Origin of the sequence: Bacillus sp. DHT2 (genome assembly GCF_026241455.1) — a bacterium.
GTDB lineage: Bacteria > Bacillota > Bacilli > Bacillales > Bacillaceae_G > Bacillus_A > Bacillus_A pseudomycoides.
In genome coordinates, this window is the sequence record NZ_JAPHWH010000003.1 from 184,572 (window position 1) to 210,052 (window position 25,481).

Genomic DNA, 25,481 nt, shown 5'->3' on the forward strand with positions numbered 1-25,481 from the left:
CCAATTATCTAAATGCATATTAGATAATTGAGGCTTTTACATATCAATCTAATCCCTAAAATTTCTTTTTCTCAAACTTTTAATGTAATAACAAAGATTCCCTATAAATACAAAAAACCATATAATACACACAATCCATTTTAAAATAGAGCCTAACTTAAATCCATCCCCTAAAAAAACGACAATTATCATTGCGATACTTATTACCATCATAAATAGATAATAACTCATTTTATCGTGAGTTAATCATTTTCTTCAAAAACATCAAGAAAAGTATACATTCAAAACACTGTGAATAAAGAGGGTATAATGCTTGTAACAAAAAAAGAAAAAGTTAGATCCATACTAACTTTTTTACATAATTCTCGTTATCTAATTTTATTCATTAAAAAAAGAATTTATTGGAATGAATCTTTAAGCTCAGGTGAATTAGAATAGAATTTCGCTTTTGATGGTTGAACACTACAAATAAATAGTGTAATAGATACCAAAAACATTATAAATGCTCCTGAAACTACAACAAATCGTATAGATATAAGCTCGGAAGAAATACCAAAGATTGCAGTAACGGTAATAATTAAAAAAGCCTCAATAAACCCGTAAATACTTATAACCCTCCCCATCACATCAACAGGTATATTGTTTTGATAAAATGTGTAAAAACCAGTATTAGAAAAGGCAGTAGCAAATGACAAAACAAAAACTCCTATAGATGCTATAAAAAAGGTATTAGAGGATGTAAAAACCATATAACCTACTGCAGTTATTAAGGAACCCATACCAATAAGCCATGAGGTAGGTATTTTTTCAATAATTATTGCATTGGATAAAGAACCTGCTAATACTCCTGCTCCAGCAATACTGACTAAGACTCCATATTCACCTTCAGATAAGGAAAGTATCCTAATTGCAAAAGCAGCTTCCAACGAATCTGTAGCTGTCATCATGACTATCATCGCACTAAACAAAAGATAAATCATCATGATATATAAATACTTACGGCTAAATCTAATAACAAGCTTCCAATCATCTATTAATAACTTAAGAGATAATTTTGTTGTATCTGATGTTTTTTCTAATTGTGCAGAGGATTCAACATTAGGCATTCCTACTGTAATTAATGCAGATAAAAATAAAGCTACAGCATTGATATAAATAGCCATATTAGGTGTACCAATTGTAAACATCATTCCTGCTATTGCTGGTCCAGTCAAAAAAGATCCGGAATCAAGTAGGCTACGTAAAGAATTGAAACGTTTTCTTTGTCCTATTGGTATTAACTTCGTGATATAAGTTACCGATGTTGAGTGGTACATAGAGCTCGCTATTGTAATAAGAAAGACCATAGCATATATAAGCCCTAAAGAAGAGAAGAAAGGTAATAATGCAATTAGCACAGTCTGAAAAACATCTAGTGCTATCATGAGATATTTTTTATTTAAACGATCTACAAGACTTCCTGACCAAATATTAGTAAACAACGTTGATAAAGCCCTAATAATATATAAACCTGAGACAGCAATGGCCGACTCTGTTATGTTAAGAACGATAAGGTTTAGAGCGATAAAGTAAACCCAACTTCCAACACTTGAAACACCAATGCTAAACAATAAGATAGATGGATACCGCCAATTTTCCAATGTTTTTTTTAAACTCAATTGAATTCCTCCTAAAATATAATCAGATAGAATGCAACACTTAAAACAAAATAAAAAATCCCACCCCCAAGACTTAAGTGTCTTGGGGACGAGATTTTAGATCGCGGTACCACCCCAGTTTATTAATATGTCGCCATATTAACCTTATCAGGTACAACAAAAATGCTTATACCCTAGCTCTATAACGGGAGCGCCCGTCACACTATCCCCCTATAGTCGGTTCCAATGTGCTGCTCTGAGCCTTGCTTCAATAAAGAAATTCTAACCCCTTTTCAGCTACCAGGGTTCTCTGTATAGAATTCACTTTATTTACTCTTCTCTTCATTGCATTTAATTTCATATATACTAACATTATTGGATATATATTGTAAATGTTTTTTACATCTCATATACAAACTTAGTTAACATAATCCTGCTTATCAGCAGTCTCTATATCTAGAAACTTAAAAGAGTCCCTTCAGATCTTCGAAGGGACCTTTCTTTTATATAATCTCCGTTATCGAAAGTTATCATATTCATGTTTTAAAAGAGAATATATCTTAGAATCGCAATACATACCATTGATCATTACACTTTGTCTCAATGTTCCTTCATATGTCATTTTTAGCTTTTGCATAACTCGTTCAGACGCTGTATTCCTTATGTCACATCTTCCTTCAATACGATTTAAATCTAATTCTTGAAAGCCAAACTTTATTAGTTCTTCTAAAGCTTCGACGATAACTCCTTTTCCCCAATACAGTGGGTTAATGACAGCTCCTAAAGAAGCGCTACTGTGTGATAATTTCCAGATCCCACAGGTTCCAATAGCTTTCTGATCACTCTTAAAGATAATAGACCATATGAAGGACTTACCTTTCTTAGCTGTTTCCATCGTGTTTTCTAAAAAAAGACGAGTTTCATCTTTATTTTTGTGTACCTCTCGAGGTACATATGTAGTTGTTTGAGGATCCGAATAGACTTCAAATAAATCATCTAAATCATGAAAATCTAGTTTTTTTAATAAAAGACGCTTTGTTTCTAATTTGGGAATTTCATATGTATTTTCCAAGCTCTCACCTCAGTTAATCGTTATTTTTATATTATATATCTTATTCATGTGAAGTTTACATATCCTATCATTATTGGTAGTATCCGAAAAAGCTCACTTAGTATCTTTTTTCAGATAAGAAATGAGCTTTTTCGTTTTTTTGGGTGACTCGATTTCTTAGCTTGATAGACATGTGGTGCTATCCTATAACGGTCTCAGTTGAGCGGGTTTTGTTTTAAATACGACTGTTTCGAATTCTTTTCTATATATCTTAGTTGGTAACTTAAGACGTGATAAATAATATCCTTGCTTATCTTGAATAGACTTAAAGTTCTTGTAAACGAAAATATCCTAAGTCACGAATATATAGTTCATTCTTTTGTGCCATACCTGTTCGAGCCGCACCATACGCCTGATCACTTCGTTTTCCTGGTTCAATTTTCACATCAGAAAATTCTCCACTCAACAAGTCATACTCTAGTTGAATTTTTACACCAGCTTTATGACTACATCCTCCGGCACCAGGATAAGTAGCTGCGAATCGATCTGGAACTTGAAAGGTTGTAGCATCAAGAATGCGAATACGCTCAAAGTAAGCAGAAAGAGAATGAGAAATCCTAGATAACCCTCCAATTTTAGCTTGTAGAAGTGTAGTAAATACATTTCGAAAGAAGGCTACAGAAGCCGCGTTAAATCGTCGATTAAGTCCCTCAGGACTTAATAAAATTGCTGTTGAAGTTTCTAATTGACTACAAAGTTGAGTAAGAGAGGTAGTAGCGATTTGTTGATTTAACCATACACACAAAGATAAAAAATGGTGCCCATGGCACTTACGTTTTCGTTTCATTCCGCCTGCTTCTATAGCTAATTGATTAAGTGTAGCGGGAGACATATAGCGATATAACTCTTCGGCAAATAAAGACAACTCTTGTTTTTGATGCATATTCATAAAAAGCACGTCACCCCTTCTCATTAACATAAGAGAATAGTAACGTGCTTTTAACTTCAAGAATAGTCTAAATCCTTAAGTTGATGGATGTGTGGTAGCATCCCTTAAATAAATTCGAAGAACTCTATTCTAAAAAATACATCTATATTTTACTGGTGATGATAAGTTAATTAAAGTTGATGGATAGCCAAACTCCATTGAAGCATCTATAAATTCTTCTAAATGTTGCACCGATTCAGTGACTATTTTCACCAAATAACTATATTGTCCGGCTAATCTGTGGCACTCAAAGACCATAGGATTTTCTTTGCAAAAATTTCTGAATTGTTGACATTTTTTCGATTCAAACAAAACAAAAGCCGTTACATTCTTATTTAATTTCTCTGGGTTTATAACTGCACTATAGGCTGTAATAATATTTTTATCCTCTAATTTTTTTACTCTTTCTTTTACAGCTGGTGTTGATAAGTTCACCATTTTTCCTAGTTCAGTCATAGATATACGTCCATCTTCTTGAAGAATATGTAAAATCTTTCGGTCAATATGGTCTATTCTAAACATCCCCTTTTTATTTAAAGCAAAACGCTTATAATGAATAAATTTTTTAAGTCTTTTGGATGAAATAGCTAATAATTTGTATTTAAACAAAATTATATTATATTTATAATTTTATGTATATAATGAAAAAAATGTTATTGGAGGAATAAAAATGGGACTTGAGATGAGGAAATGTTGTGAGAAATGTAATAATAAGATTGAAGAGCAATCTTTGGCTTTTATTTGCACACATGAATGTACATTTTGTGAGGAGTGTACAAAATTAATGAATTATGTATGTCCTAATTGTCAAGGAGAACTTGTTAAAAGACCTAGACCCCTATCTAGTAGTGTCTGCTCTCTTAACATATAACAATACTACTTATTAGGTTCGTAACGAAATAGGTTCAAAAGATAAAAGGGGGCGATATTATGATTATTAGAATGAAGAAAGATATGGAGAACATATATATAAATTATAGCATAAAGGAGTTTTTATATTGAACCAAGCTTTGCTTATTATTGATGTCCAACAAGAATTAGTTGATGGTAATAACGAAACTAAAAATGTGCTTAATAAAGAAGCATTGTTAGATAATGTTAATTTGGTTATTAATAAAGCACTAGAATCACATGCTTTGATTATCTTTGTGAGGGATAAAGATGTTGCTGATGGCAAAGGTCCAGGTTTTCAAATACACCAGACAGTAAAAGTACCAACCAATGCAAAAATATTTGATAAAGTAGCTACAAATGCGTTTTATGGTACACTATTAATGGATTTTTTAAAGGAAAACGAGATCGAACATCTTGTTATCATGGGATGTAAAACAGAACACTGTATTGACACAGCGGTTAGAACTGCAACGGTGAATCATTTTGATGTTACTTTAGTTGGGGATGGTCATTCAACGACAGATTCTTCAATCCTATCTGCTGAAAAGATAATAAGTCATCATAATGAAATACTTCATGGTCATTACAATGTTGACAATTTTTCTGTTGTTCGGACCAGCCAAGAGGATTTGTTTCAACCAATTCATAACAATTACCGATAAATCACTATTTACCCTGTTAAATTGAGAACCTTAAAAAAATTATTGATCTATAGCAATCAGGCATGATTGTGGAATAACCCAAACCATATTTAAACGAATGTGTGTTATTATATTTTTAATATGGAATTATATCACACCAGAAACTAAAAAAGTTTATTTTAACCCCGTTCTAAAATTGGAACGGGGTTATGCGTATTTAAGAAATTAAAATAAAATACATTTATTTTAATTTTACATTTAATGGTGTATTTCTTAGATAGAAATTTCGTTTTGGGGAACAACCAATTTCTTAAGTTGATGGGAATGTGATGCTATCCCATCGCCATCAAGCTTAGGAAAGCAAATACCCCCCAAACGAGAAAATTGACATCTCTAGTTGAAAATGTACAATTTTTTTGTTTTGAGGCATTATAAAATTCTAAAAAAGATCATTTCAATATACTATGAAATGATCTTTTATTCACCTTAACTATTTGCTAAATATTTCTCTAAATTTTAGTTTACGAGGATCTACGTTATTTTCTATCTGTAATTTTGAGTCGAATCCTTTTGCAATCCTTTTCCAATCTATCATTTTGAAATTCTGATTTACTATTTTCCCATGATCCATATTCTCTCCATCCTGTGCTAGAAAAATGCCATTTGGATATTTTTCTCCTAATCCAAAACTCATTACATCAATACCGTCTGTATCACTCGTTCCATCAACATTTTTACCATCAACAATAGCAAAATTACCAATATACTCATTGTTTCCTTTACGGTCATACACTGCATAACTATTATTCCCCTGACTAGAAGCAATTAAATACCCTGTCCCATTTTTTCCATAATATATCGTCAAACCCTCAATATCTGCTGTTAAATGGTTTCCATCCGCACCATCTACTTTTGCAATCGGTTGGTTTCCTCCGTCTGGTTCCGCATTGAATTTCCAAATTGCCACATCTTCTTCACCGATATATATTGTTCCATACTCATCATCTGCTACAATTCCTTCTGATTGAGAACTTAGCTTTAATTCACGTACTTTCTTTCCTTCTATTTTTCCTTTTCCATTGTCAAATAACTCATATTGTTCAAAAGTTCCATCCTTCCCTACAACTAATGCGTAAAAAACACCCGTTTTTTGACTATGATAGAGACTAAACCCATATACTTCTTTCATGCTAGATTGAATGGGAGATCCCGTAATATTTTCTAATTCTCCTGTTTTAGGATTTATCGCAAAAATATCGATTGTATTTGTAGAACGATTTGAAGCTGCCGCAATATCAATTTTTTTACCTCCAATTGGAAATCCATATCGTACATCAACATTATTTAGTTTCCCAAAGTTATACGAATGTAGTTGTTTTCCTTTTAAATTGTAGACAGCTATCCCCCCCTCTTTATTCGTTCCAATAATTTTACTTTTTTCAGAATCATGAGGATGAACCCAAATTGCTGGATCATCAGCTGCATCACCCGCATTAGCAACTGCATCTGTTTCCTCTTTTGCTTCCACTTTTACAAGTTTTGAATGTTTTTGTTTCTCTTGTACACTTGGATTTGAAAATTCCCCCACCAAATTCGGTGTAGAATTTACTGTTAAAAATAATACACTCGTCATTAAAGCAACTGTTGATATTTCCTTTAACATTTGTAGTTCCCCCTTGAAAAAAATAATTTTCTTTATCCTGTTAACTAGAACAGATACACTTTTCTTGTATTATTTTATCTATTAATTTTTAATTATTTATGTATTTATTGTAAATTTTCAGATAAATGATTTACAGGATCTATCGTAAGCAGAACGTTACATGTATTGTGAAAATTATCCATCCAAAATAAAGTTGCACTATCCATAAAAAGTCTGGTTCTGGTGCAAAAACTCTAAAACTTTTGCAAGTAATCTCCTAAACTTGGACAGATTGATTTACGGGATCAGTCTGTCCAAAACCAGAAAGAATTCATCCATCGATTGTTTGGGCTTACAGCATAAAATAGAATTCCGCTAGAAATATATGAGCTATATTCTCTTTTATTTTATCTTTGCACCAGAACCCTTGCGACCAAGTAAAAAAGCGCCCTGTAAACAGGGCGCTTCACTTTTACCTAATGACTAATATTAGCACTTGGGTATAATGTTGTTCCTCCAATTGAAACTTTCATTTCATTTGTTAATGGAACATTTTGTTCATTGATAATTGTTCTCCACCATTCCCATGCAAGACCTGTACATTCTCTTGCTACGACTTTTACATTTTTTGAATTCGGCGGAAGTGGTATGACTGTATTGAAATGAGCAGTTCTGTCTCTGCCGTTTCCTTCCCAAGTTTTATGGGTTAGTACTTCTTTTCCATTTTGATCATATGAGACTTCATCCCAAGATACATCAAATTGAGCAACATATCCACCAGTATGATCAAGCGTCATTTTAGCACTAGAATATTCTGTAGTTGTAGTCTCAATATAATCTGTATTGTTATGAACAGCAGCAGTTGCGTTATCTTTTAAGAAAGTGCTTGTATATGAAATTGGGTATGCTGGATTTTTAGAACTTAATTCCGCATTATCTTTAATGATATTTCGGATTTCATTAAAATCTTTTGTAACAACCTTGTTATGCTCTTTTGCATCTCCGCCTAATACTACAGCGGTAAAGGTACTGTCTTCAAAAATATCTTTGTACTGTCCACTCGCTTCAACGCCTTGACCCTTAATTAAGGCTTTAAAAGCAGTTTGTACATCTTTGCTCTTAGATGATGTTTCTAATTTCACATAAACTGTTCTACCATAAGCTACATTTGACACCATAACAGGCGGAGCCGCATTACTTACCCCTTTACGAGTTAACTCATCAAACGTAACACTATTATCAAAAAGATCTGATGGATTGTTTGGTAGTTCTGCACTTACGGTATAAAAGATTTGCTTATATGCCGCAACCATCACTTTTTTCTCTCCATCTGCAATCGCTTTAAAATCAATGTTCAGTGCATTGTCAAGATATTTAGCGTTAACATTAAGAGCACTTGCTATTTGAGATTTACTATACACCATAGATTCTGTATACTGCATTCTTGCAGGTAACGTATGTGTTTTTGAATACTTTTCATTCCAAGTAGATACTAATTCATCTACTGCTCCAGACACATTACCATATGTAGGATTTTGGACAGTAATTGTATTGTCTTTTCTCATGCCAGGTAAGTCTATACTAATATTCAAAGGTTTTCTCTTAGCCACTAACAAACTAGGTTGATTATCCGCAAAAGCTTTATTTGCAAGTTGTACTGCTCCTGGATATGTACGATTAGCCACAGAATCAATAATCGAAATATCGACTGGTGAAGTTGTAAGTGATTTTTTCTCACGTTCAACTACTACAAATTTACCATTTGAATTTGTACTTTCTTTCGGAACAAAACTCTCTACTTTATCACCATTTACTGCTAAAACCTCTTGATTATTATACTTTAGATTTGCTATGCCAGTATCAATGTTAATAGCTTTTTTTGTTGCATCAGCTGCATTACTTGTTTTTGTTTCAGCGAAGGAAATAGAAGAATAATTAATAGTGCATAAGCCAATTGATAAACATGCTAGTAATTTTATTCCCTTAGTATTTTTCTTGATTTTCAAAAAAATCAACTCCTTCCTTTTTTTCGTATTAAGGTATGATAATTATTTATAAATAATTGCTAAATAGTGAACTTACATAAATGCTTTTAAAAGTTCTTGAACGAATGGAAGTGCTCCACCTACAAATTTTAAAATTGTCATTGCGATTGTCATATTATTTCCTCCTCTTTTGTTGTTTCTAAGATGTGATTTATCTTTATGCTTTCATTATAGTAAGCGCTTACATTTTTATCAATACATTCTTATATGCAATATTGCATACCTGAGTAAGGTCAATGAAATATCACATTTTCGCATTAAGGCTTGATGGCGATGGGGCGGCACCCCAATATGCTTGGATTAAAATCATTGCAAACAGCTAAAAAAGTGATTGCTGGAATAGAAGTTATGCATATGATCAAAAAAGGACAAACTCCCCAAGGTGAGAAGTCTGTCCAAAAATAGATATATCTTATCCATGATCTCTTTGGTTTAACAACTTAAAATTCAATTCCGCTAGGATCTTTCGTTCTTTTTTCATATCCCACTATTTTTGCACCAGAACCAACAATAGTGAATTAGAATAATGACTTAATACTTGCTAGGACAGTAAGTATACCTATAATAACGACAAATACATTGCTCATTTTCCCTCTGTATTTAGCTAGTACTGGTACTTTACGGATCGCATACATTGGTAATAGACATAAGATAGCAGCAACTAACGGACCGCTAAGGGCATCAATGATTCCAAGAATACTTGGATTTGCATAAGCGACATACCAGCATGTTAATACGACAAAAGTAAGGATCATTGTCTTAACTGTTTTTTCTCCTATATCTTTTCCGCGTGTTTTACTGGACTTGATAATCATGTCACGCATTACCTCATATGCTCCTATATAATGGCCAAGGAAGGACTTTGTTATGGCCATAAAAGCAATGATAGGAGCTGCAATAGTGATTATAGGCGAATTAAGCTCATTAGCAAGATATGATAGGATTGACAAGTTCTCTTTTTTTGCCATTATAAGATCATTTGGAGTCAAACTCAAGGTACTACTCCAAACAAAGAACATAACAACAACGAATGTCATGATATAACAAACTTTTTGTATTTGAGCACATTTGGCATCAGTAGCTTCTATTCCATAGGTAGCTCTCTGTTTCATAACAAATGACGAAATCATAGGAGAATGATTAAACGAGAATACTATGATTGGTAGTATCATCAATATCGTTCCAAAATATCCTGTTCCTGTTGAAGCAGTAGAAACACTTGAAAAACTAAGCATTGACGTATTCCACTTTGGAATCAAAGACATTGCGATAAAAAGTAGAGAAGCTATGAAAGGGTATACTAGCATGCTCATTATCTTTACAGTGATATCTTGACCAAAATTTAGTATAGCTATAAGACCGAGTACTAATACAAGTGATAAAATGGCCCTTGGAGGCTCCTGCATGTGCAATTGATGCACGATAAAACTACTTGCAGTATTTGTAAGTGCAACCGAATACATCAGCACGATAGTATAAATTGAGACGAAATATACTATGTTAAAAATTATACTTGCCTTATTTCCGAAATACTCTCTTATTGTACCTGTAATCCCCTCATCAGCAGAATTGGAAGCGTATATCATTTTAGCAAGCGCCCTATGTGAGTAATACATAACAGGATATGCAAGTATGGTAATTAACAGTAATGATAATAAACCACCTGAACCTGCATTAATAGGTAAAAAGAGTACTCCTGCTCCAATTGCTGTTCCAAAAAGACTCAATGCCCAGGTAGTATCCTGTTTATGCCACTTTTTAGGGTCTGGATATTTCTCATTTTTTACTGCAGTATTTTCAGCTTGAAATTCTATTGTTTTTGCAGTATTCCCATTCATATAATAATTCCTCCTTGTATCCTATTCTTACATCTCTTTTTAAAGCTTAGGAATATAGACCATTCTTGAAAAGCGAATTGCTTACAAGATGCTCCACATCGTGTTTCCTTCTTCTAAGTTGATCAAAATCGAAAAATTCGCTAGTCATCAACCTGATGAATTTGTTAGCGTTTACAAAGCATTTTAATTATATAGTAGTATATTTTAATTGTATAGTAGTATATTTCAATGACAATGGCTCTTAATATACAGACATCCTTAGGAGAACAATAGAGAACAGAATTGTTAACTATTTCACAATATTTCAAATAACCGTTTATTTATTTAATTGTTTCTCTCCAAAAATTTTACTTTTAATGGCAATCCCTGTAGGTGTGGCCGCAATTCCGCCTAAACCTGTCTCTCTTAATTCGCGAGGCATCTGTCTTCCAACTCTATACATCGCTTCAATAACTTCGTCAGCATTGATGATATTGTTTACGCCGGCTAATGCGATGTCCGCTGCTGCTAAAGCATTTGCCGTTCCAATGGCGTTTCTCTTTACACAAGGAATTTCTACCAAACCGGCGACCGGATCACAAACTAAACCGAGTAAATTTTGTAATGCGGTTGAGAAAGCTTCAGAAGATTGCTGTGGCGTTCCTCCAGCAGCTTCTACCGCTGCAGCCGCCGCCATTGCTGAGGCACTGCCTACTTCAGCTTGACATCCTCCGTACGCTCCGGAAATACAAGCGTTATTTGCGACTATCATTCCAAATAAAGATGAAGTGAATAGAAAATGGACCATATCTTCATGACCTAACTGAAACGTATCTTTAATACTAAATAGGACTCCCGGGATTGTCCCACTCGCACCTGCTGTTGGAGTCGCACAAATAGCCCCTAATGAAGCATTTACTTCATTAACACCGATAGCACTTTGAATCCCTAACACCATCAAATCTCCAGAAAGAGTTTTTCCGTTTTCTCGATATTTTTTTATTTTAACAGCATCGCCTCCGGTTAAACCAGTCGGAGAAAATACCCCGTCGCACTCGATACTTTTATTTATGGCATTTTCCATAGTCGCTAAATTTTTTTCCATTTTACTCCAAACTTCTTCATAAGAAGTTTTAGTTTGTTCGATTTCCTGTTCGATTGCTAATTCATAAATTGGCTTTTGCCTTTTATTAGCTGCATCCACAATTTCTTTTATGGTCATATACATATTTTTTCACCCCTTAATGTAACTAAAGAATAATGATATTAGCTAGACCGCTTAAACTTCCCAATTCCTTCTGAGCATCACCAGGCAATAGCGAATCCAAAGCGAATGCATATAAATATTTTCCGCTTTCTTCTAAACTATGAAAGTCATTAATTTCCACATCATATTGTTTAAAGATCCTGCGTAAGACAAATTCAAAGTCAGCTCTTTCGGAAATCGCAATAATAACTGGCAATGGGCCCTGAAGATCTAAGCTAAATCCGTCAATTTCAACATGTTTGACTTCAATTAATCCGCCGCCGACCGAAATACCCACCGTTCTAATACTTCGATTTTCATCTTCTAAATATACATCTGCCGTATTTGGATGACCAGCAGGACTATCACCTGCTTTTTCAATAAAGGTAATGTCCATGCCTTTAGATTCTGCTATTTTAATAGCATCTGGCACTTTGCTGTCATCGGTAGCAAATCCTAATATTCCAGCAATAATTGCAAAATCAGTTCCGTGTCCTTTATGGGTTTCAGCAAATGATTCATAATACCTTACCACGACTTTTTTTGGAAGACCTTGAAATAATTTATTAGCAACTGCTCCAATAGCTAAAGCACCTGCAGTATGTGAGCTTGAAGGACCTATCATGACCGGCCCAATCACATCAAAACAACTTTTGTATTTAACAACCTTTTTTTCTTTAATAGATGCTACATTCATGTTCATATAAGCACCTCCATAATTTATTATTTTTAATTGCAGTTGAATCTAAGTTATTAGAATGACCAATTCAAAATAAGATCTGGCTGATAACGCTTCCATTTTCATGTTGAATAAATTTCCCTTCTGATCACACACCTTTCTTAGAGTAATCGTATCAGTATGTCCAATTTTAGAAGATTACTTGCAAGGTCTTTAGAATTTTGCACCAGAATCAGGTTTGATATTTTCTCCAGAGGTAATAGATTATCTCTCGACGCCCTCATTATAACTTGTATATTTATGAGTTTAATATTTTTTTATTTTTAGAAAGATTGAATAAACAGAATTTTGAATGGGTAATAAATTACACTTGGCATGTAGCAATTGTGTCCATTGTTTGAAGCTGTATTAGTTAGTAAAAAAATAAAAATAACACAGAGTTCCTTTGATTAACACATTGATTATATTGGGAACTCATTATAAAGATACTTATATTTTCCTTTGTTGAAACATCTTATTTTAAACGTGAAAGCTGTTGTAATAAATGATTAGTGTAGATGGAAAGGAATAAATTAAGGAAATATATAACCCTTTCGGGTATTTATTATTAATTTTGCATTTATATACATTTCTCAGAAAAAAGGAACTTCTTTTCAAGGTGCCGCCACATGCCCATCAACTTAAGAAATCCAACTACCCCCAAGTGTAAAAAATGTTATTCTTTCTAAATGTAGTACTTTGAGAAAAAACGATAAATCCTTTACAAAAAATATTCCCTACTTTCTAAACCAAGAGTAGGGAATTATGGCGTTTTAATAGACTTAGGAAGATAAATACGGTTCTGACTACAGATAAGGCTCCTTCCTTAATTTGCGCATTTAAAAAATTACAGAGAATAGACTTTTACAAAAATACCTTTCATCGTACAACAAAATATCTCAATAATCTCATTGAGCAAGATCATCGACACGTGAAGCGCCGTTTCGCTCGTTCCTTAGGATTTCAAAGTCTTCGTCATGCCTCACATACGATAAAAGGGATAGAAACGCTTCATGCCATATACAAACAAAGACGAAGTCTTCAATCAGACTCCGTCTTTTCGACGTATAACGAATTACAGAATTTATTATCGATTTCATAAAATTTGACCACAATCTTCCCATGTCTCTATGTGTAAAAAAACTTTGCAACAGACCCGTATTTTCTATTATTTATATGTTATGCAAAAGTTACGGGTGGGGGGATTTATCAAGCCGCAACTATTAGGTATAATTCTAAGTAAATTGCATATAATGTTATTGAAATCTAGGGAAAGTTGCATAAAAAAGACATCTTCAACTGGGGAAAATGTCTTTTTTGCTGTTCCTTATTAGGCCTCGCCATATCATTTCGAGAATTTCGCACATTTGGACACAATTTAATCCTCTGTTTTTACATCAATATGCTTATTACGCATTATAAAGTAAATTGGAAGGCCTAAAGCCGTTAGTCCTATTCCACATAAGGCTAGTAATGTTTGTGTAAATAACGTATTAAAGACTATAAATAAGCCACCTAATAAAGCTATCGTCGGTACAATCGGGTATAAGGGTACCCTGTAAGGACGTGCAAGTTCTGGCTCTCTTTTACGTAAAATGAATAAAGATAAAAATGTCATTGTATAGAATATCCATATAACAAATACTAACATATCTGTTAACGTATTAAATCCTCCTATAAGCATCATGATTATTGAAACCAACAAGACAAATATTCCAGAATTATAAGGAACTCTGCTCTTATTAGATAATGTAGCAAACCATTTACTAAAAGGTAGTTTATTTTCTAATGCCATAGCATAAGGAATTCTCATACCTGTCATAATATATCCATTAATTGTACCAAAGACAGATATTAAAATACCTATACTAACTAGTTTTCCACCCATTGTACCAAAAAGAATTTTTGCAACCTCAGATGCAGGTGTATCAGTTCCTGCAAGTGCTGTTGCAGACATAACCATTAGGAATGCAATATTAATTAATAAATAAACAACCGTAACAATTGATAATCCTAGTATTATTGCTTTAGGTAGATCTTTTTTGGGATTTTTCATTTCGCCAGCTATATTCCCTACGTGTATCCATCCATCATAGGCAAACATCGTTGCAAGTAAGCCAGAACCTAGAGCGGATATAAAAGATTTATCTGGTCCTGCCTCAATTGGGTACAATTGAAAAGTTACATCACCTTTGTGTAGCAAACCAAAAATAATAATAAGAGCTAAAGGAAGTAATTTACCTATAGTGGAAGCGGTTTGGATCCCTCCAGCAGCTTTAGCACCTAAAAAGTTCATAAGAGTTACAAAGGTTGCGGTTATAACAGCAATTCCTATAATCATCATTTTATTTTCATTAGCATTTAATCCAAACAGGTTAACAGTTTGGGTTCCGAAAATAATAGCAAGTGCTGCAATATTTGCTGGAAAGTAAATGACGGTTTGAGCCCAACCTAGTAAAAATGCTGTTAAATTTCCGTAAGTACGTTTTAAATAAGCCATCATACCACCTGTTTCTGGAATAGCAGCCGATAATTCAGCCCCTGTTAATCCTGCACAAACAGTTAATATTCCGCCAATAACCCATGCGAGCAACCCTAAACTGGCTGTACCAGTGATACCATATAATGCAGTTGGTTTAAAAAAAACACCAGCCCCTATTACGGTACCAATAACTGTAGTTAAAGCAGCAAAGAAACCAATTTCTTTTTTTAGTTGTTGTTGTGACATAACAATCACTCCTGTTTTATAAAAATAAACAAAATCTCTAATGAATCGCAGCACTTGGTGTTCTCATATTTAGATATTATCCCTAGTTTTTCACATAATATTTTTAAGCTTAAACTTGAATATCTAATTAAATATATATTTGCCTAGAATTAGGAATAGAAAATGAGTACTAATGACCAAACATATTTGTGAAACACTTCACAAATATGTTTGGTCATGCTTCTATTAGAGAAGTCTTCCTAACACAATTAATACTCAACGCACAGATTTTTAATTTGTATTACATAATGATAAGTTGCTTTAAATTCAGAAGAGATGTTATTCGTGACAAAGTCTAGCACAGACTAAAATGCTATACAATAATAATTTTCAAGATAGAATTTTATTACCGAGCAAATAAATACATTTTGTGAATGATTTCACAAATTGATTGACTTAGGGTTTTGAATCTTGCTATCTTGTAGGGGCAAAACAGCGAGATAAATGAAAAATAGCATGTATACACATAATAAGTTTGGTGTACTTGTCATTTTTTATTTAAATTGTTAGATATATTAATTTCAAAAGGAAGTGTGAGTATGAAAATCGGAGTAGTAAAAGAAATAAAAAAAGGTGAATCTCGTGTGGGAATGACTCCCGAAAATGCTCAAAAGTTAGTTGCAGAGGGACATCAAGTTTTGGTACAAAAAGATGCTGGATTAGGATCTGGTTATACTAATGATGAATATACAAATGCAGGTGCAAGCATAGTAACTCAAAAAGAAGCTTGGGACGTCGATATGGTAGTAAAAGTGAAAGAACCACTATCTGCAGAATATCACTACTTTAAAAAAGATCTCATTGTATGGGGATTTTTACATCTAGCAGCTTCTAAAGAGTGTGTTGAAGCAATGAGACAAGCAGGAACTACTGCAATTGCTGGAGAGACAATTAGTGAAGATGGTGTTTTGACTCTGTTAAAGCCCATGAGTGCGATTGCTGGCCGCCGTGCAGTCTTTATGGGAGCTTATTATCTAGAAAAACAACATCAAGGAGAAGGGATTTTATTATCAGGAATTGAGGGTATCCCTGCTGGAAATGTTGTCATTTTAGGTGGAGGAAATGCATCTATTAATGCATGTGATATGGCAATTGGAATTGGTTGCCATGTGACTATTCTAGAATTAAACAAAACCCAAATTGCTTATTTAAAAGAAAGATATGTGAATGATTCTGTAGAGGTTATTGAATCCAATACTGAAAACTTAGAAAAGCATATAAAAGAGGCAGACTTATTTATTTCAACTATCTTAATACCAGGAGCTAAACCACCGAAAATTGTAAAAGAATATATGGTTCAATCAATGAAACCTGGCAGTGTTATTGTTGATATTGCAATTGACCAAGGTGGAACAGTTGAAACAGTTGATCACTATACAACACATGATAACCCTATATTTATTAAGCATGATGTAATCCATTATGCTGTACCAAATATGCCTGGTGCCACCCCACGTACTTCGACCATGGCTTTAGCAAATGGAAATATTGAATATTTATTATTAATTGCTAAAGAGGGATTAGAAAATGCAATAAATACTAAACCGGCTTTAGCATCTGGTATAAACATTTATAAAGGTTTTATTACCTATGAGAATTTAGGAAAGACGTTAGAGTTAGATTATAAACCATTGAAAGAAGTGTTACTATGATTAACAAAAATTTACCACTTAACATTGGTGATATAAAAAAGGCTCAACAAATTCTTTCTGGAAATGCACGTAAGACCCCCCTTGTTAAATCATTTTATTTGACGAGTAAAACGGGTGGAGAAATTCATTTGAAGTTAGAAAATATGCAATTAACTGGATCATTTAAGTTTCGTGGTGCATTTAATAAAATTTCAAATTTAACAGATGAAGAAAAAGCACATGGTGTGATTGCTTGTTCAGCTGGGAATCATGCACAAGGTGTTGCATTATCTTCTCATTTACTTGGAATCAAAAGTAAAATTGTTATGCCAATTTCTGCACCACAAGCCAAAGTTGATGCTACCAGAGGATATGGTTCTGAAGTTATTTTACATGGGGATACCTTTGATGATGCTAAGGCTAAATGTGAAGAGATTATACAGGAAACAGGAGAAACATATTTACATCCATACGATGATGTAGAGGTAATGGCTGGCCAAGGAACAATTGGTTTAGATATTCTTGATGATATGTGGGATGTTGATACTGTAATTGTGCCTATTGGTGGTGGAGGTATTATTTCAGGAATTGCAGTTGCACTTAAATCATTTAATCCATCAATTAATATTATTGGTGTTCAAGCTGATAATGTCCATGGAATGAAAGCTTCTTATGATGTTGGAAAAATTGTATCCCATTATGAAGCACCAACAATAGCTGATGGATGTGCTGTTAAAATACCAGGGGACTTAACCTTTGAAATTGTTAAAGAATTAGTGGATGATATTGTAACGGTATCAGAAGAGGAATTAGAAGTAGCCATGAAAGACTTACTACAACGTGGAAAAGCTGTTGTAGAAGGAGCTGGAGCATTAGCTACAGCTGCTCTTCTTGCAGGAAAAGTTGATCAATATACAAAAGGTAAAAAAGTAGTAGCGGTTATTTCAGGTGGAAATGTGGACTTAAAACGCATTTCCAGTGTATGTGAGCATTTCTTTGTTGCGAATGAAGTAAAATAACCCTTTGAATATCTTATAAAATAAATTAATTTTACCAAAGAAGAGCTAGGAGAAGACATCTTAGCTCTTCTTTGGTAAAAGGGGACATATATCGTGGCCAACCTGTTTAAAAAGAAATCTGTTATGCAATTGTTAGAAGAAAGTAAAAGTAAAACTTTGTCAAAAAATTTAGGGGCATTTGACTTAACAATGCTAGGAATTGGCGCAATAATTGGTACAGGCGTTCTTGTATTAACTGGATTAGTAGCAGCAAGAGATGCTGGTCCAGCAGTTATTTTTTCATTTATGATTGCCGCAATTGTTTGCGGATTTGCAGCATTATGTTATGCAGAAGTTGCTTCTACACTTCCTGTTTCAGGTAGTGTGTACACATACTCTTATGCTACAATTGGGGAGTTTGTAGCCCATTTAATGGGATGGACCTTACTATCGGTATACGTTGTAACAACAGCAGCAGTAGCTGGTGGATGGACAGGTTATTTCCATAACTTGATAAGTGGATTTGGATTAGAAATTCCAAAAGAACTGTTAACGATTCCATCACAAGGTGGTATCGTAAACTTACCAGCAGTAGTCATTACGTTAGTACTAACATGGCTATTATCACGTGGTACGAAAGAAAGTAAACGTGTGAATAACGCAATGGTATTAATCAAAATTGCTATTGTTATCTTATTCATTGCGGTTGGTGTATTCTACGTAAAACCAGAAAACTGGGTACCATTTGCACCGTATGGTTTAAGTGGAGTCTTTGCCGGAGGAGCAGCAGTATTCTTTGCTTTCTTAGGTTTCGATGCATTAGCAACTTCAGCAGAAGAAGTGAAAAATCCACAACGTGACCTTCCAATTGGTATCATTGCTTCGTTAGTTATTTGTACAATCATTTATGTTGTGGTTTGTCTTGTTATGACTGGTATGGTTTCTTATAAAGAGTTAGATGTACCAGAAGCAATGGCTTATGTACTAGAAGTTGTAGGACAAGATAAAGTAGCTGGTGTAATTGCTATTGGAGCTGTAATTGGTATTATGGCTGTAATTTTTGCTTATATTTACGCAACAACACGTGTATTCTTTGCAATGAGTCGTGACGGTTTATTGCCAGAATCTTTTGCGAAAATTAACAAGAAGACAGAAGCACCAACATTTTCAACTTGGTTAACAGGGATTGGTAGTGCTTTAATTGCTGGATTTATCGATTTAAAAGAATTGTCGAATTTAGCGAATATTGGGGCGCTATTAACGTTTGCGATGGTTGGTGTATCAGTTATCATCCTTCGTAAAACACATCCGAAATTACAGCGTGGATTTATGGTACCACTTGTACCAATTTTGCCGATCATTTCAATTGTTTGCTGTTTATTCTTAATGCTAAATTTACCGTTAACAACATGGGTGTACTTTGGTGTTTGGTTAGCAATTGGAGTAGTTGTATACTTTGTTTATTCGAAAAAACATAGTCACCTAACAAAAGAAGAAAGCTCATAGTTATTGTAATACAGATGAAATGATTCTATACTTATCATTTCATCTGTATTTAGAAAGTTTTATATGAAATAAAAATATGAACAATTGCAAAGACTTTAATTTCAAGGTTATATATTTCTTTTTCATATAAAAAACTAATATTCTTGAATTCGACATACTTCTTTATAAAAGATACATGATGTAAGTGATATACTTAATACTGTAGTAAATGAATTGTGTCCAAGTACAATAATAATTACTACATTTCACATAGGGGTAGTACCACATGGCCATCAAGCTAAGGTCTTGAGGTACCCCCTAAACGAAATTTTTACTTTTCTACATTTTGTTATCTTATCATAAGCGTTGATAACATAAGATTCGTTATCAGAAGTAAAACCTATACATTTAAAATCTTAGACATATAATAACTATCAACTAAATCTCCAGCAACAACACAAGAACCTCTTTTTATGCCCTCAATCTCATAACCTAATTTCTCATATAAAGAAATGGCTGAAGTATTATTTACTCTTACAGTCAACTCTAATCTGATTACACCAAAAGTCTTTGCCCAATTTTCAAGTTCTTTAAATAACTTAGTTCCAATTCCTTTTCCACTATTTTCATGAGTTACACCAACAACAATATAAACACTATGCCTAATTCTTTTAGGTTGACCACCAATTGCCATCAAGTATCCTACTAATTCATCTTCAATCTCAGCAACAAAAATAGCTGAATTAGAAGATTGAGACATTCTTTTGATAGCACTTTTTTGTTGTTCAATTGTAGTAGTTCTCTCCCCTTCCTTAAATAACATAAATTCCGTTTCTTCATCAATCTTTCTACATAATTCTAAAAAAGGTTCTGCATCTGTTTCCTCGATTAACCGAATCATAACTCATAAACCTCGCTTTAATTAATATGTTGCAACAACAAATAATTCGACAAATATATTAAAAAATCATCTTATTTAAACTATGAATAACCTATATATATAAAGTTTACATAGGACATCATTATCTGTAGCAAAAATGTTAATGCCGTAATTACATAAAGAAAAAGAATCCCTTATGATTTCTGGGATTCTTTTTCTTGTTTAAAGTTTGCTCACACAAATGATCTGCACATCAATTCATTCTTGATATACAGATCATTCGTATGATATTTATATATAATTGCAATTGCGGAATAATGAACTTACATTACTGCCTTTAAAAGCTCTCCTACTAATGGGATGATTCCGCCTAAAAATTTTAAAACTGCCATTGCGATTGCCATATTATTTCCTCCTCTTATTTTGTATAGTAAGATGTTGTAAATCTTTATACCTTTATTATAGTAAGCGCTTACATATATATCAATACATTTTAATATGCAATATTACATAAGCTGGTTTTATTGCTATAAAGGGTCACTATACATGCCCATCAAGCTAATATTTTAAAGTATCCTCAAAACGAAAATTTTATCTCTTTATAGTTATGGAATTCAGTTCGTTTTTCTCGTTTTGGGGAACAAAAAATTTCTTAACTTGATGGCAATGTGACGGGATCCCTTATTACAGAAATGAGGAAAAGGAGACAAGTTCTCGTATTTATCATGGCTTCGACAACCTTCAGGTGTTGTTTCTGTTAAAAATTTTCACAAGATTATGGATCGAATAGAGTTTATCCAAAAATTAAATCTGTACCGTCAATATTTTCATGTAAATAAGTGGTCCCTTGGCTTGTCTGAGGGATTTTTTTTGGGTGTAACTTGTTTTCTTAAGTTGATAGGCGTGTATGGTGCCTCCTAATAGAAGAAACTTATCCAAAGTGGAAAAATAGAGAAATAACAGGTGTCAAATTTATGGAGCTACTTCAACTGAAGAAAAATACTTTTTATAAAATAATGAAGGAATATGAAGAAGCAAAATAACAACTAATCTATAAAAAATAAGAGCCGAATTTTTCTTAGAGTAGAAAATTCGGCTCTTATTATGGGGCGGTACCCTATTTACTGACCTAAATTTTGAATCTTATCTTTTAATTTTTGAACTTGTTGAATTGTCTGCATAAGCTCCGAGTTTTTGAATTGATCTACATCCATTTTCCCTTCTTCTACCTTCTTCATAGTTGTATCAATTAATTCATTTAACTTTTCATTATATCCAACAATTTGCTGATGAATATCCTTTGCTACATCAGGAGGTGTCAATTCATTAAAAGCTGGAATATCCTTTTGAATTTCTCTCAGTCTAGTTTCTAATTCTTTGCGGGCGGCACTATCGTTGATTGCTTTTCCTGCTAATCCCGGCGCTTCATTTGCAAACGTACTCACTTCATTAACATAATCTATTGCCTTTTGAGCATAGTCAATTGAATTCTTACCTTCTTTAATCATAGAACATCCTGTTAAACCAATTACCATCATAAGCAAGAATAACCAAGCTTTTTTTATCGTCATTTCTTTATCTCCCCTCAATTCGTACAAATCCACCTTAAAAAAGAAGATTTAAGCATTCGCTCTTCTTTAGAAATATAAGTTTAGTCTTTATAGACTAAGCTTCTTTTAACACCTTAATACCTTTTACTATATTCCAAATGAAATAGTAAATACTTAAGATAAAAGCAATAGCAAAAGTTCCGATTAATAATGCAATTCCAATTGCATTTTCACTTAATGTACTAAATCCAACTACTCCAGATATAGCAAGACCAATGATGACTGTTACACAGGGAATTAGATGTGTCCATAATGCTTTTTTTGCATGATATTTCACTTCTTCTTCTGCTACAAAGTAAATAATAATTGGTACTAGAATTGGTGCAAAAAAGATACTAATGTAACTTAAAGAAGATAAGATATTATTTCCTTTCATGATTTTCACCTCTTAAAAATTATTATGATTTCTTATATTTTTATTATTACATTGAAATAGTATATGAACTATCTAATAACCTTACATCAAGATTACAGTTTTGTAAGATTTTATAAGTGAAAATATAAAAAGAGCCCTTATATATAGGACTCTTTTATGAAAATGAACCAATATGTTTTGAAAGTGAAAAAATAGGAAAATAGGTCAAATAATAAAAAGCTAGCAAAATGCTAGCTTTTTTTATTATTTCGAAGTAAGAGCAACTAAAACATCTACTGGATAATTAACTGCTTCTTTTGCTTGTAATTTATAATAAGGTTGTTTACCAAGCAATTTTAAAACTTGATTTGTAGGATCATTATTTTCCCAATTAGACATCCAACTTTGTAATCCTGCACCTGGAGCAACTGAATAGTTAGCTACTTGTTGATATAATGCAGTTCTATATTGATCATATGCATAATCAGGTTTTGGATTAAAATCAAATGTTTTCGTAACTGTCTCTTCTGAATTTAATGTAATACCATAACCGAAACTTGCAGTTAATGATTGATTTACTTTTGCAATACCTTCAAGACCTACTTCCATCCCAATTGTATAAGATAATCCCACAGTTACATTATGAGACATTCCGCTTGTAACGGATTTACTCCAATGATAACCTGAATTTTTATCTATTACATTTGAATCAATTAATTTCCAGCTCATTTTTTTCTTTAATTTAGTATCAGCTAAAGCTGGATTAGTTTTAGGAATTGCAATTGAGTACAATACTTCTCCTTTATTTGCTGTTTTACTATATGATTCTCCATCTTGAAGCCAAGTACCATCGGCTTTTAAAATTTTGTAATCCTTATATCTAATTACATTGTTAATAGTCACTGCATTTTCATTAGCCACTACATCTACATAAACATAATCAATTAAAGCACCATCTTCTGTAGATACATGCCACTCTTTAGGGAATTCTTCATAAGGACCTGTAGGAATATAAGGAAGCTGTGTACCATTTGCTGCAACTTGCTCTGCTGTCATAGGTGCTTTTGGCCCTTGTGAATCTACTACTATTGGTAGACTTCCTACTTTTGTAGAAGTATCAGTAGCTGCAGAAGAAAATCCTGGTGCTACAAATAAAGCTGAACTTAACACAAATGCTGCGGGAATTATTTTTTTCATACGTTTCATACTATCTCTCCTCTTCCTTCATTATTTCTACAAGATTACAAAAGATGAAATTATACTGTACATTGCTTATACTTTTACTGTGAAATAATATCACTTTTGCTATGTAGAAACTTAGAATGCTATTTTTATAAATATGATACCTTTGTGATTCTAGATGATTTCTACACCATGCTAAAAAACTGAGTATTTAGATAATTAACCAAACATGATGTTACAGACAATTTTTCTGCACTTTTATTAGTCTGATTTTCTCCTCTCTTAGTGGTCATACCAATTACACCTTTATTAAAACATTAAATTTTTAATGCGTAAATAATAGAATTTTGTCGATTATATTCAACTATTCAATTATTGCGTATTAGTGCGAGTAGAAATATTATACTTCTAAAATCACTGTTTAATTTCATTTAAGTAATTGCAATAGTTACAACTTAATATATCCGGTAAAAATATAACTATTTTAATTTTTTTAAAAAATTAAAATAGAATTTAAATGTTGTTAATATAATTTAATCACGTTTTGCATATCAGCTCCCTTTATTTGGATATGTAAAATTACATAAAAATATAGGTATATATTGTCTATGAAACCGTCTTAGCGTACGAAATTTTCGTTTTGTTGATGCTACCCCATCGCTATCAAGATAACAAAACAAAATTCCCCTAAAGTAAAAAAATACGCTATTCTTTTTGTAGAAATATACAAAAAGAATAGCGTATTTTTTTGCTTTAAGGCGTTATCTCATTCCTTAATTTAATAAATAGTACCTACCTGACAATAGATGCAACATCCTCAATCGCTTTCTTACCAGCTGGACTGATACCAGCCAATTGAAAGAATCCGTGGTTTACTCCGAGGTACCGACGGCATTTTACTTTCACGCCTGCTTCTAGTAAACGGCGATACAACATCTCACCTTCATCGACAAGAGGATCAAATTCTGCTGTTAAAATGTGAGTTTCCGGAAGATCGGTAAAATCTTCTCGATATAATGGACTAGCTTCTGGATGATTGGGAGGTAGATTAGATAAGTAGGCCTCAAAACCACTAAGCAGCATATCTCGGGTAATCACATAATCGTCTCCATATTTTTTATAACTGTTGCTTGAACCGTTCGCGTCCAGCATTGGATAAATAAGAATTTGTCGCTGCGGAAGCCACTTGCCTTCCACTTTAAGTCGAAGGCAAGTAACTAGAGTAAGATGTCCGCCTGCACTGTCACCTGCAAGAGTAATGTTGTCTGGATTTCCACCCCAAGCCGAAGCATACTCACGGACAATATATGTAGCTTTAACCGCATCGTCGTGTGCGGCTGGATAAACGTGTTCCGGTGCCAATCGGTAACCGACGGCAATAACGAGGGATTTGCTCAAGTTAGCTAACCGACGCATTTGACGATCATGAGTTTCGAAATCGCCGCTGACAAAACAGCCACCGTGATAATAAATCAGAATAGGAAGATTGAGTTGATTCGACGATTTGTATATACGAAGCGGTAAACCGTCAATTGTTTGATCAACAATATTCCATACAGGCACGGCTTCTCCGGCAAGATCAATTGTATTCAAATATCCTCGTCGACGTTCATGAAAGCTCTGCTGTCTTGCTGAAGGTCGACCAGCCTCTATGAATTGAGTGACCAAGGTCCGGATGCCAGGTTCCAAATCATTTAAGTTTATCATATGTGATGCCTCCTACTTTTTAGGTACATCTTCATTATTCTTGAGAGTTTAAAGTATGTCTAGTGAGTAGCCTCTGGTCTCTTACATATCTAGAATTTTTCCATACTTTTAGAGAGTCAAGTAGATTCCTTATTTAAAAAGCGAAAAATCTATGTTGCTACTGTTGTCTATGACAGTTCATTTTTTC

General features: G+C 33.3%; 19 protein-coding genes, 4 pseudogenes and 1 other annotated feature. Of the genes and pseudogenes, 8 read left to right on the forward strand and 15 right to left on the reverse strand.

Annotation, left to right across the window (positions count from 1 at the left end; genetic code table 11):
• Nucleotides 1-398: 398 nt before the first annotated feature.
• The 4 genes and pseudogenes from ORL93_RS09810 to ORL93_RS09825 all read right to left on the reverse strand — a co-directional run bounded on the left by ORL93_RS09810 (nt 399) and on the right by ORL93_RS09825 (nt 4,189).
• The gene (locus tag ORL93_RS09810) at nt 399-1,658 is read right to left on the reverse strand and encodes an MFS transporter (protein ID WP_098019566.1); all 1,260 of its coding nucleotides are present in this window, start codon (nt 1,656-1,658) and stop codon (nt 399-401) included.
• 81 nt (nt 1,659-1,739) lie between these two features.
• Nucleotides 1,740-1,992 (reverse strand) — a binding site (T-box leader).
• Between the two features lie 162 nt (nt 1,993-2,154).
• Nucleotides 2,155-2,709 (reverse strand): GNAT family N-acetyltransferase, encoded by a 555-nt coding sequence (locus tag ORL93_RS09815; RefSeq protein WP_006097282.1) that lies wholly within the window; start codon nt 2,707-2,709, stop codon nt 2,155-2,157.
• A gap of 186 nt (nt 2,710-2,895) precedes the next feature.
• Nucleotides 2,896-3,637 (reverse strand): annotated as a pseudogene (locus ORL93_RS09820) (IS4 family transposase); the annotation flags it as partial.
• 129 nt (nt 3,638-3,766) lie between these two features.
• Entirely contained in the window at nt 3,767-4,189 is a 423-nt protein-coding gene (locus ORL93_RS09825; protein ID WP_033799788.1) for an Lrp/AsnC family transcriptional regulator, read from the reverse strand.
• Nucleotides 4,190-4,346: 157 nt separating this feature from the next.
• On the opposite strand from ORL93_RS09825, the gene ORL93_RS09830 reads away from it, so the two are divergent.
• Together ORL93_RS09830 and ORL93_RS09835 are read left to right on the forward strand one after the other, a co-directional pair.
• Nucleotides 4,347-4,547: a DUF1272 domain-containing protein gene (locus ORL93_RS09830; RefSeq protein WP_018766997.1), complete on the forward strand. Its 201-nt coding sequence runs from the start codon at nt 4,347-4,349 to the stop codon at nt 4,545-4,547.
• 127 nt (nt 4,548-4,674) lie between these two features.
• Entirely contained in the window at nt 4,675-5,232 is a 558-nt protein-coding gene (locus tag ORL93_RS09835) for an isochorismatase family protein (RefSeq protein WP_006097279.1), read from the forward strand.
• A gap of 469 nt (nt 5,233-5,701) precedes the next feature.
• On the opposite strand, the gene ORL93_RS09840 is transcribed toward ORL93_RS09835, so the two are convergent.
• Nucleotides 5,702-6,874: a phytase gene (locus tag ORL93_RS09840; protein ID WP_098160441.1), complete on the reverse strand. Its 1,173-nt coding sequence runs from the start codon at nt 6,872-6,874 to the stop codon at nt 5,702-5,704.
• A 258-nt stretch (nt 6,875-7,132) separates the two neighbouring features.
• On the opposite strand from ORL93_RS09840, the pseudogene ORL93_RS09845 reads away from it, so the two are divergent.
• Nucleotides 7,133-7,216, forward strand: a pseudogene (locus ORL93_RS09845) (IS6 family transposase); the annotation flags it as partial.
• Nucleotides 7,217-7,329: 113 nt separating this feature from the next.
• On the opposite strand, the gene ORL93_RS09850 reads toward ORL93_RS09845, so the two are convergent.
• Nucleotides 7,330-8,868 (reverse strand): thiol-activated cytolysin family protein, encoded by a 1,539-nt coding sequence (locus tag ORL93_RS09850; protein WP_040119247.1) that lies wholly within the window; start codon nt 8,866-8,868, stop codon nt 7,330-7,332.
• A 318-nt stretch (nt 8,869-9,186) separates the two neighbouring features.
• Here ORL93_RS09850 and ORL93_RS09855 point away from each other — a divergent pair.
• Nucleotides 9,187-9,303: pseudogene (locus ORL93_RS09855) on the forward strand (IS6 family transposase); the annotation flags it as partial.
• A gap of 113 nt (nt 9,304-9,416) precedes the next feature.
• Here the strand turns inward: ORL93_RS09855 and ORL93_RS09860 are convergent.
• From ORL93_RS09860 to sdaAB, 3 genes are all read right to left on the reverse strand, one after another.
• On the reverse strand, nt 9,417-10,736 hold the full coding sequence (locus tag ORL93_RS09860) for an amino acid permease (RefSeq protein ID WP_265958986.1): 1,320 nt from the start codon (nt 10,734-10,736) through the stop codon (nt 9,417-9,419).
• A 316-nt stretch (nt 10,737-11,052) separates the two neighbouring features.
• Nucleotides 11,053-11,943: an L-serine ammonia-lyase, iron-sulfur-dependent, subunit alpha gene (sdaAA, locus tag ORL93_RS09865; protein ID WP_265958987.1), complete on the reverse strand. Its 891-nt coding sequence runs from the start codon at nt 11,941-11,943 to the stop codon at nt 11,053-11,055.
• Nucleotides 11,944-11,965: 22 nt separating this feature from the next.
• A complete protein-coding gene (gene sdaAB, locus ORL93_RS09870) occupies nt 11,966-12,664 on the reverse strand; it encodes an L-serine ammonia-lyase, iron-sulfur-dependent subunit beta (protein ID WP_006097457.1) in 699 nt (232 codons plus the stop codon).
• Between the two features lie 811 nt (nt 12,665-13,475).
• Here sdaAB and ORL93_RS09875 point away from each other — a divergent pair.
• A pseudogene (locus ORL93_RS09875) lies at nt 13,476-13,781 on the forward strand (DDE-type integrase/transposase/recombinase); the annotation flags it as partial.
• A gap of 276 nt (nt 13,782-14,057) precedes the next feature.
• Here ORL93_RS09875 and ORL93_RS09880 read toward each other — a convergent pair.
• The gene (locus ORL93_RS09880) at nt 14,058-15,407 is read right to left on the reverse strand and encodes an APC family permease (protein WP_265959059.1); all 1,350 of its coding nucleotides are present in this window, start codon (nt 15,405-15,407) and stop codon (nt 14,058-14,060) included.
• Nucleotides 15,408-15,985: 578 nt separating this feature from the next.
• Between ORL93_RS09880 and ald the strand changes: the two genes are divergently transcribed.
• The 3 genes from ald (at nt 15,986) to ORL93_RS09895 (ending at nt 19,581) form a co-directional block, all read left to right on the forward strand.
• Complete coding sequence (ald, locus tag ORL93_RS09885; protein ID WP_018767859.1) at nt 15,986-17,098, forward strand: alanine dehydrogenase; 1,113 nt, start codon at nt 15,986-15,988, stop codon at nt 17,096-17,098.
• Nucleotides 17,095-18,096 carry a bifunctional threonine ammonia-lyase/L-serine ammonia-lyase TdcB gene (tdcB, locus tag ORL93_RS09890; RefSeq protein WP_018767858.1) on the forward strand — a complete coding sequence of 334 codons (1,002 nt, stop codon included), beginning with the start codon at nt 17,095-17,097 and terminating at the stop codon, nt 18,094-18,096. Before ald ends, tdcB begins: the two co-directional genes overlap by 4 nt.
• 93 nt (nt 18,097-18,189) lie before the next feature.
• A complete protein-coding gene (locus tag ORL93_RS09895; RefSeq protein ID WP_040119246.1) occupies nt 18,190-19,581 on the forward strand; it encodes an amino acid permease in 1,392 nt (463 codons plus the stop codon).
• 379 nt (nt 19,582-19,960) lie between these two features.
• Here the strand turns inward: ORL93_RS09895 and ORL93_RS09900 are convergent, their stop codons facing one another.
• The 5 genes from ORL93_RS09900 to ORL93_RS09920 form a co-directional block, all read right to left on the reverse strand.
• Nucleotides 19,961-20,461: a GNAT family N-acetyltransferase gene (locus ORL93_RS09900; protein ID WP_265958988.1), complete on the reverse strand. Its 501-nt coding sequence runs from the start codon at nt 20,459-20,461 to the stop codon at nt 19,961-19,963.
• Nucleotides 20,462-21,561: 1,100 nt separating this feature from the next.
• A complete protein-coding gene (locus tag ORL93_RS09905; protein WP_033799414.1) occupies nt 21,562-22,011 on the reverse strand; it encodes a DUF6376 family protein in 450 nt (149 codons plus the stop codon).
• Between the two features lie 94 nt (nt 22,012-22,105).
• Nucleotides 22,106-22,426 (reverse strand): magnetosome magnetite crystal formation protein family, encoded by a 321-nt coding sequence (locus ORL93_RS09910; RefSeq protein WP_006097190.1) that lies wholly within the window; start codon nt 22,424-22,426, stop codon nt 22,106-22,108.
• A gap of 243 nt (nt 22,427-22,669) precedes the next feature.
• Nucleotides 22,670-23,611 (reverse strand): hypothetical protein, encoded by a 942-nt coding sequence (locus ORL93_RS09915; RefSeq protein ID WP_006097189.1) that lies wholly within the window; start codon nt 23,609-23,611, stop codon nt 22,670-22,672.
• A gap of 768 nt (nt 23,612-24,379) precedes the next feature.
• Nucleotides 24,380-25,294 (reverse strand): alpha/beta hydrolase, encoded by a 915-nt coding sequence (locus tag ORL93_RS09920; protein ID WP_097794617.1) that lies wholly within the window; start codon nt 25,292-25,294, stop codon nt 24,380-24,382.
• Nucleotides 25,295-25,481 lie beyond the last annotated feature (187 nt).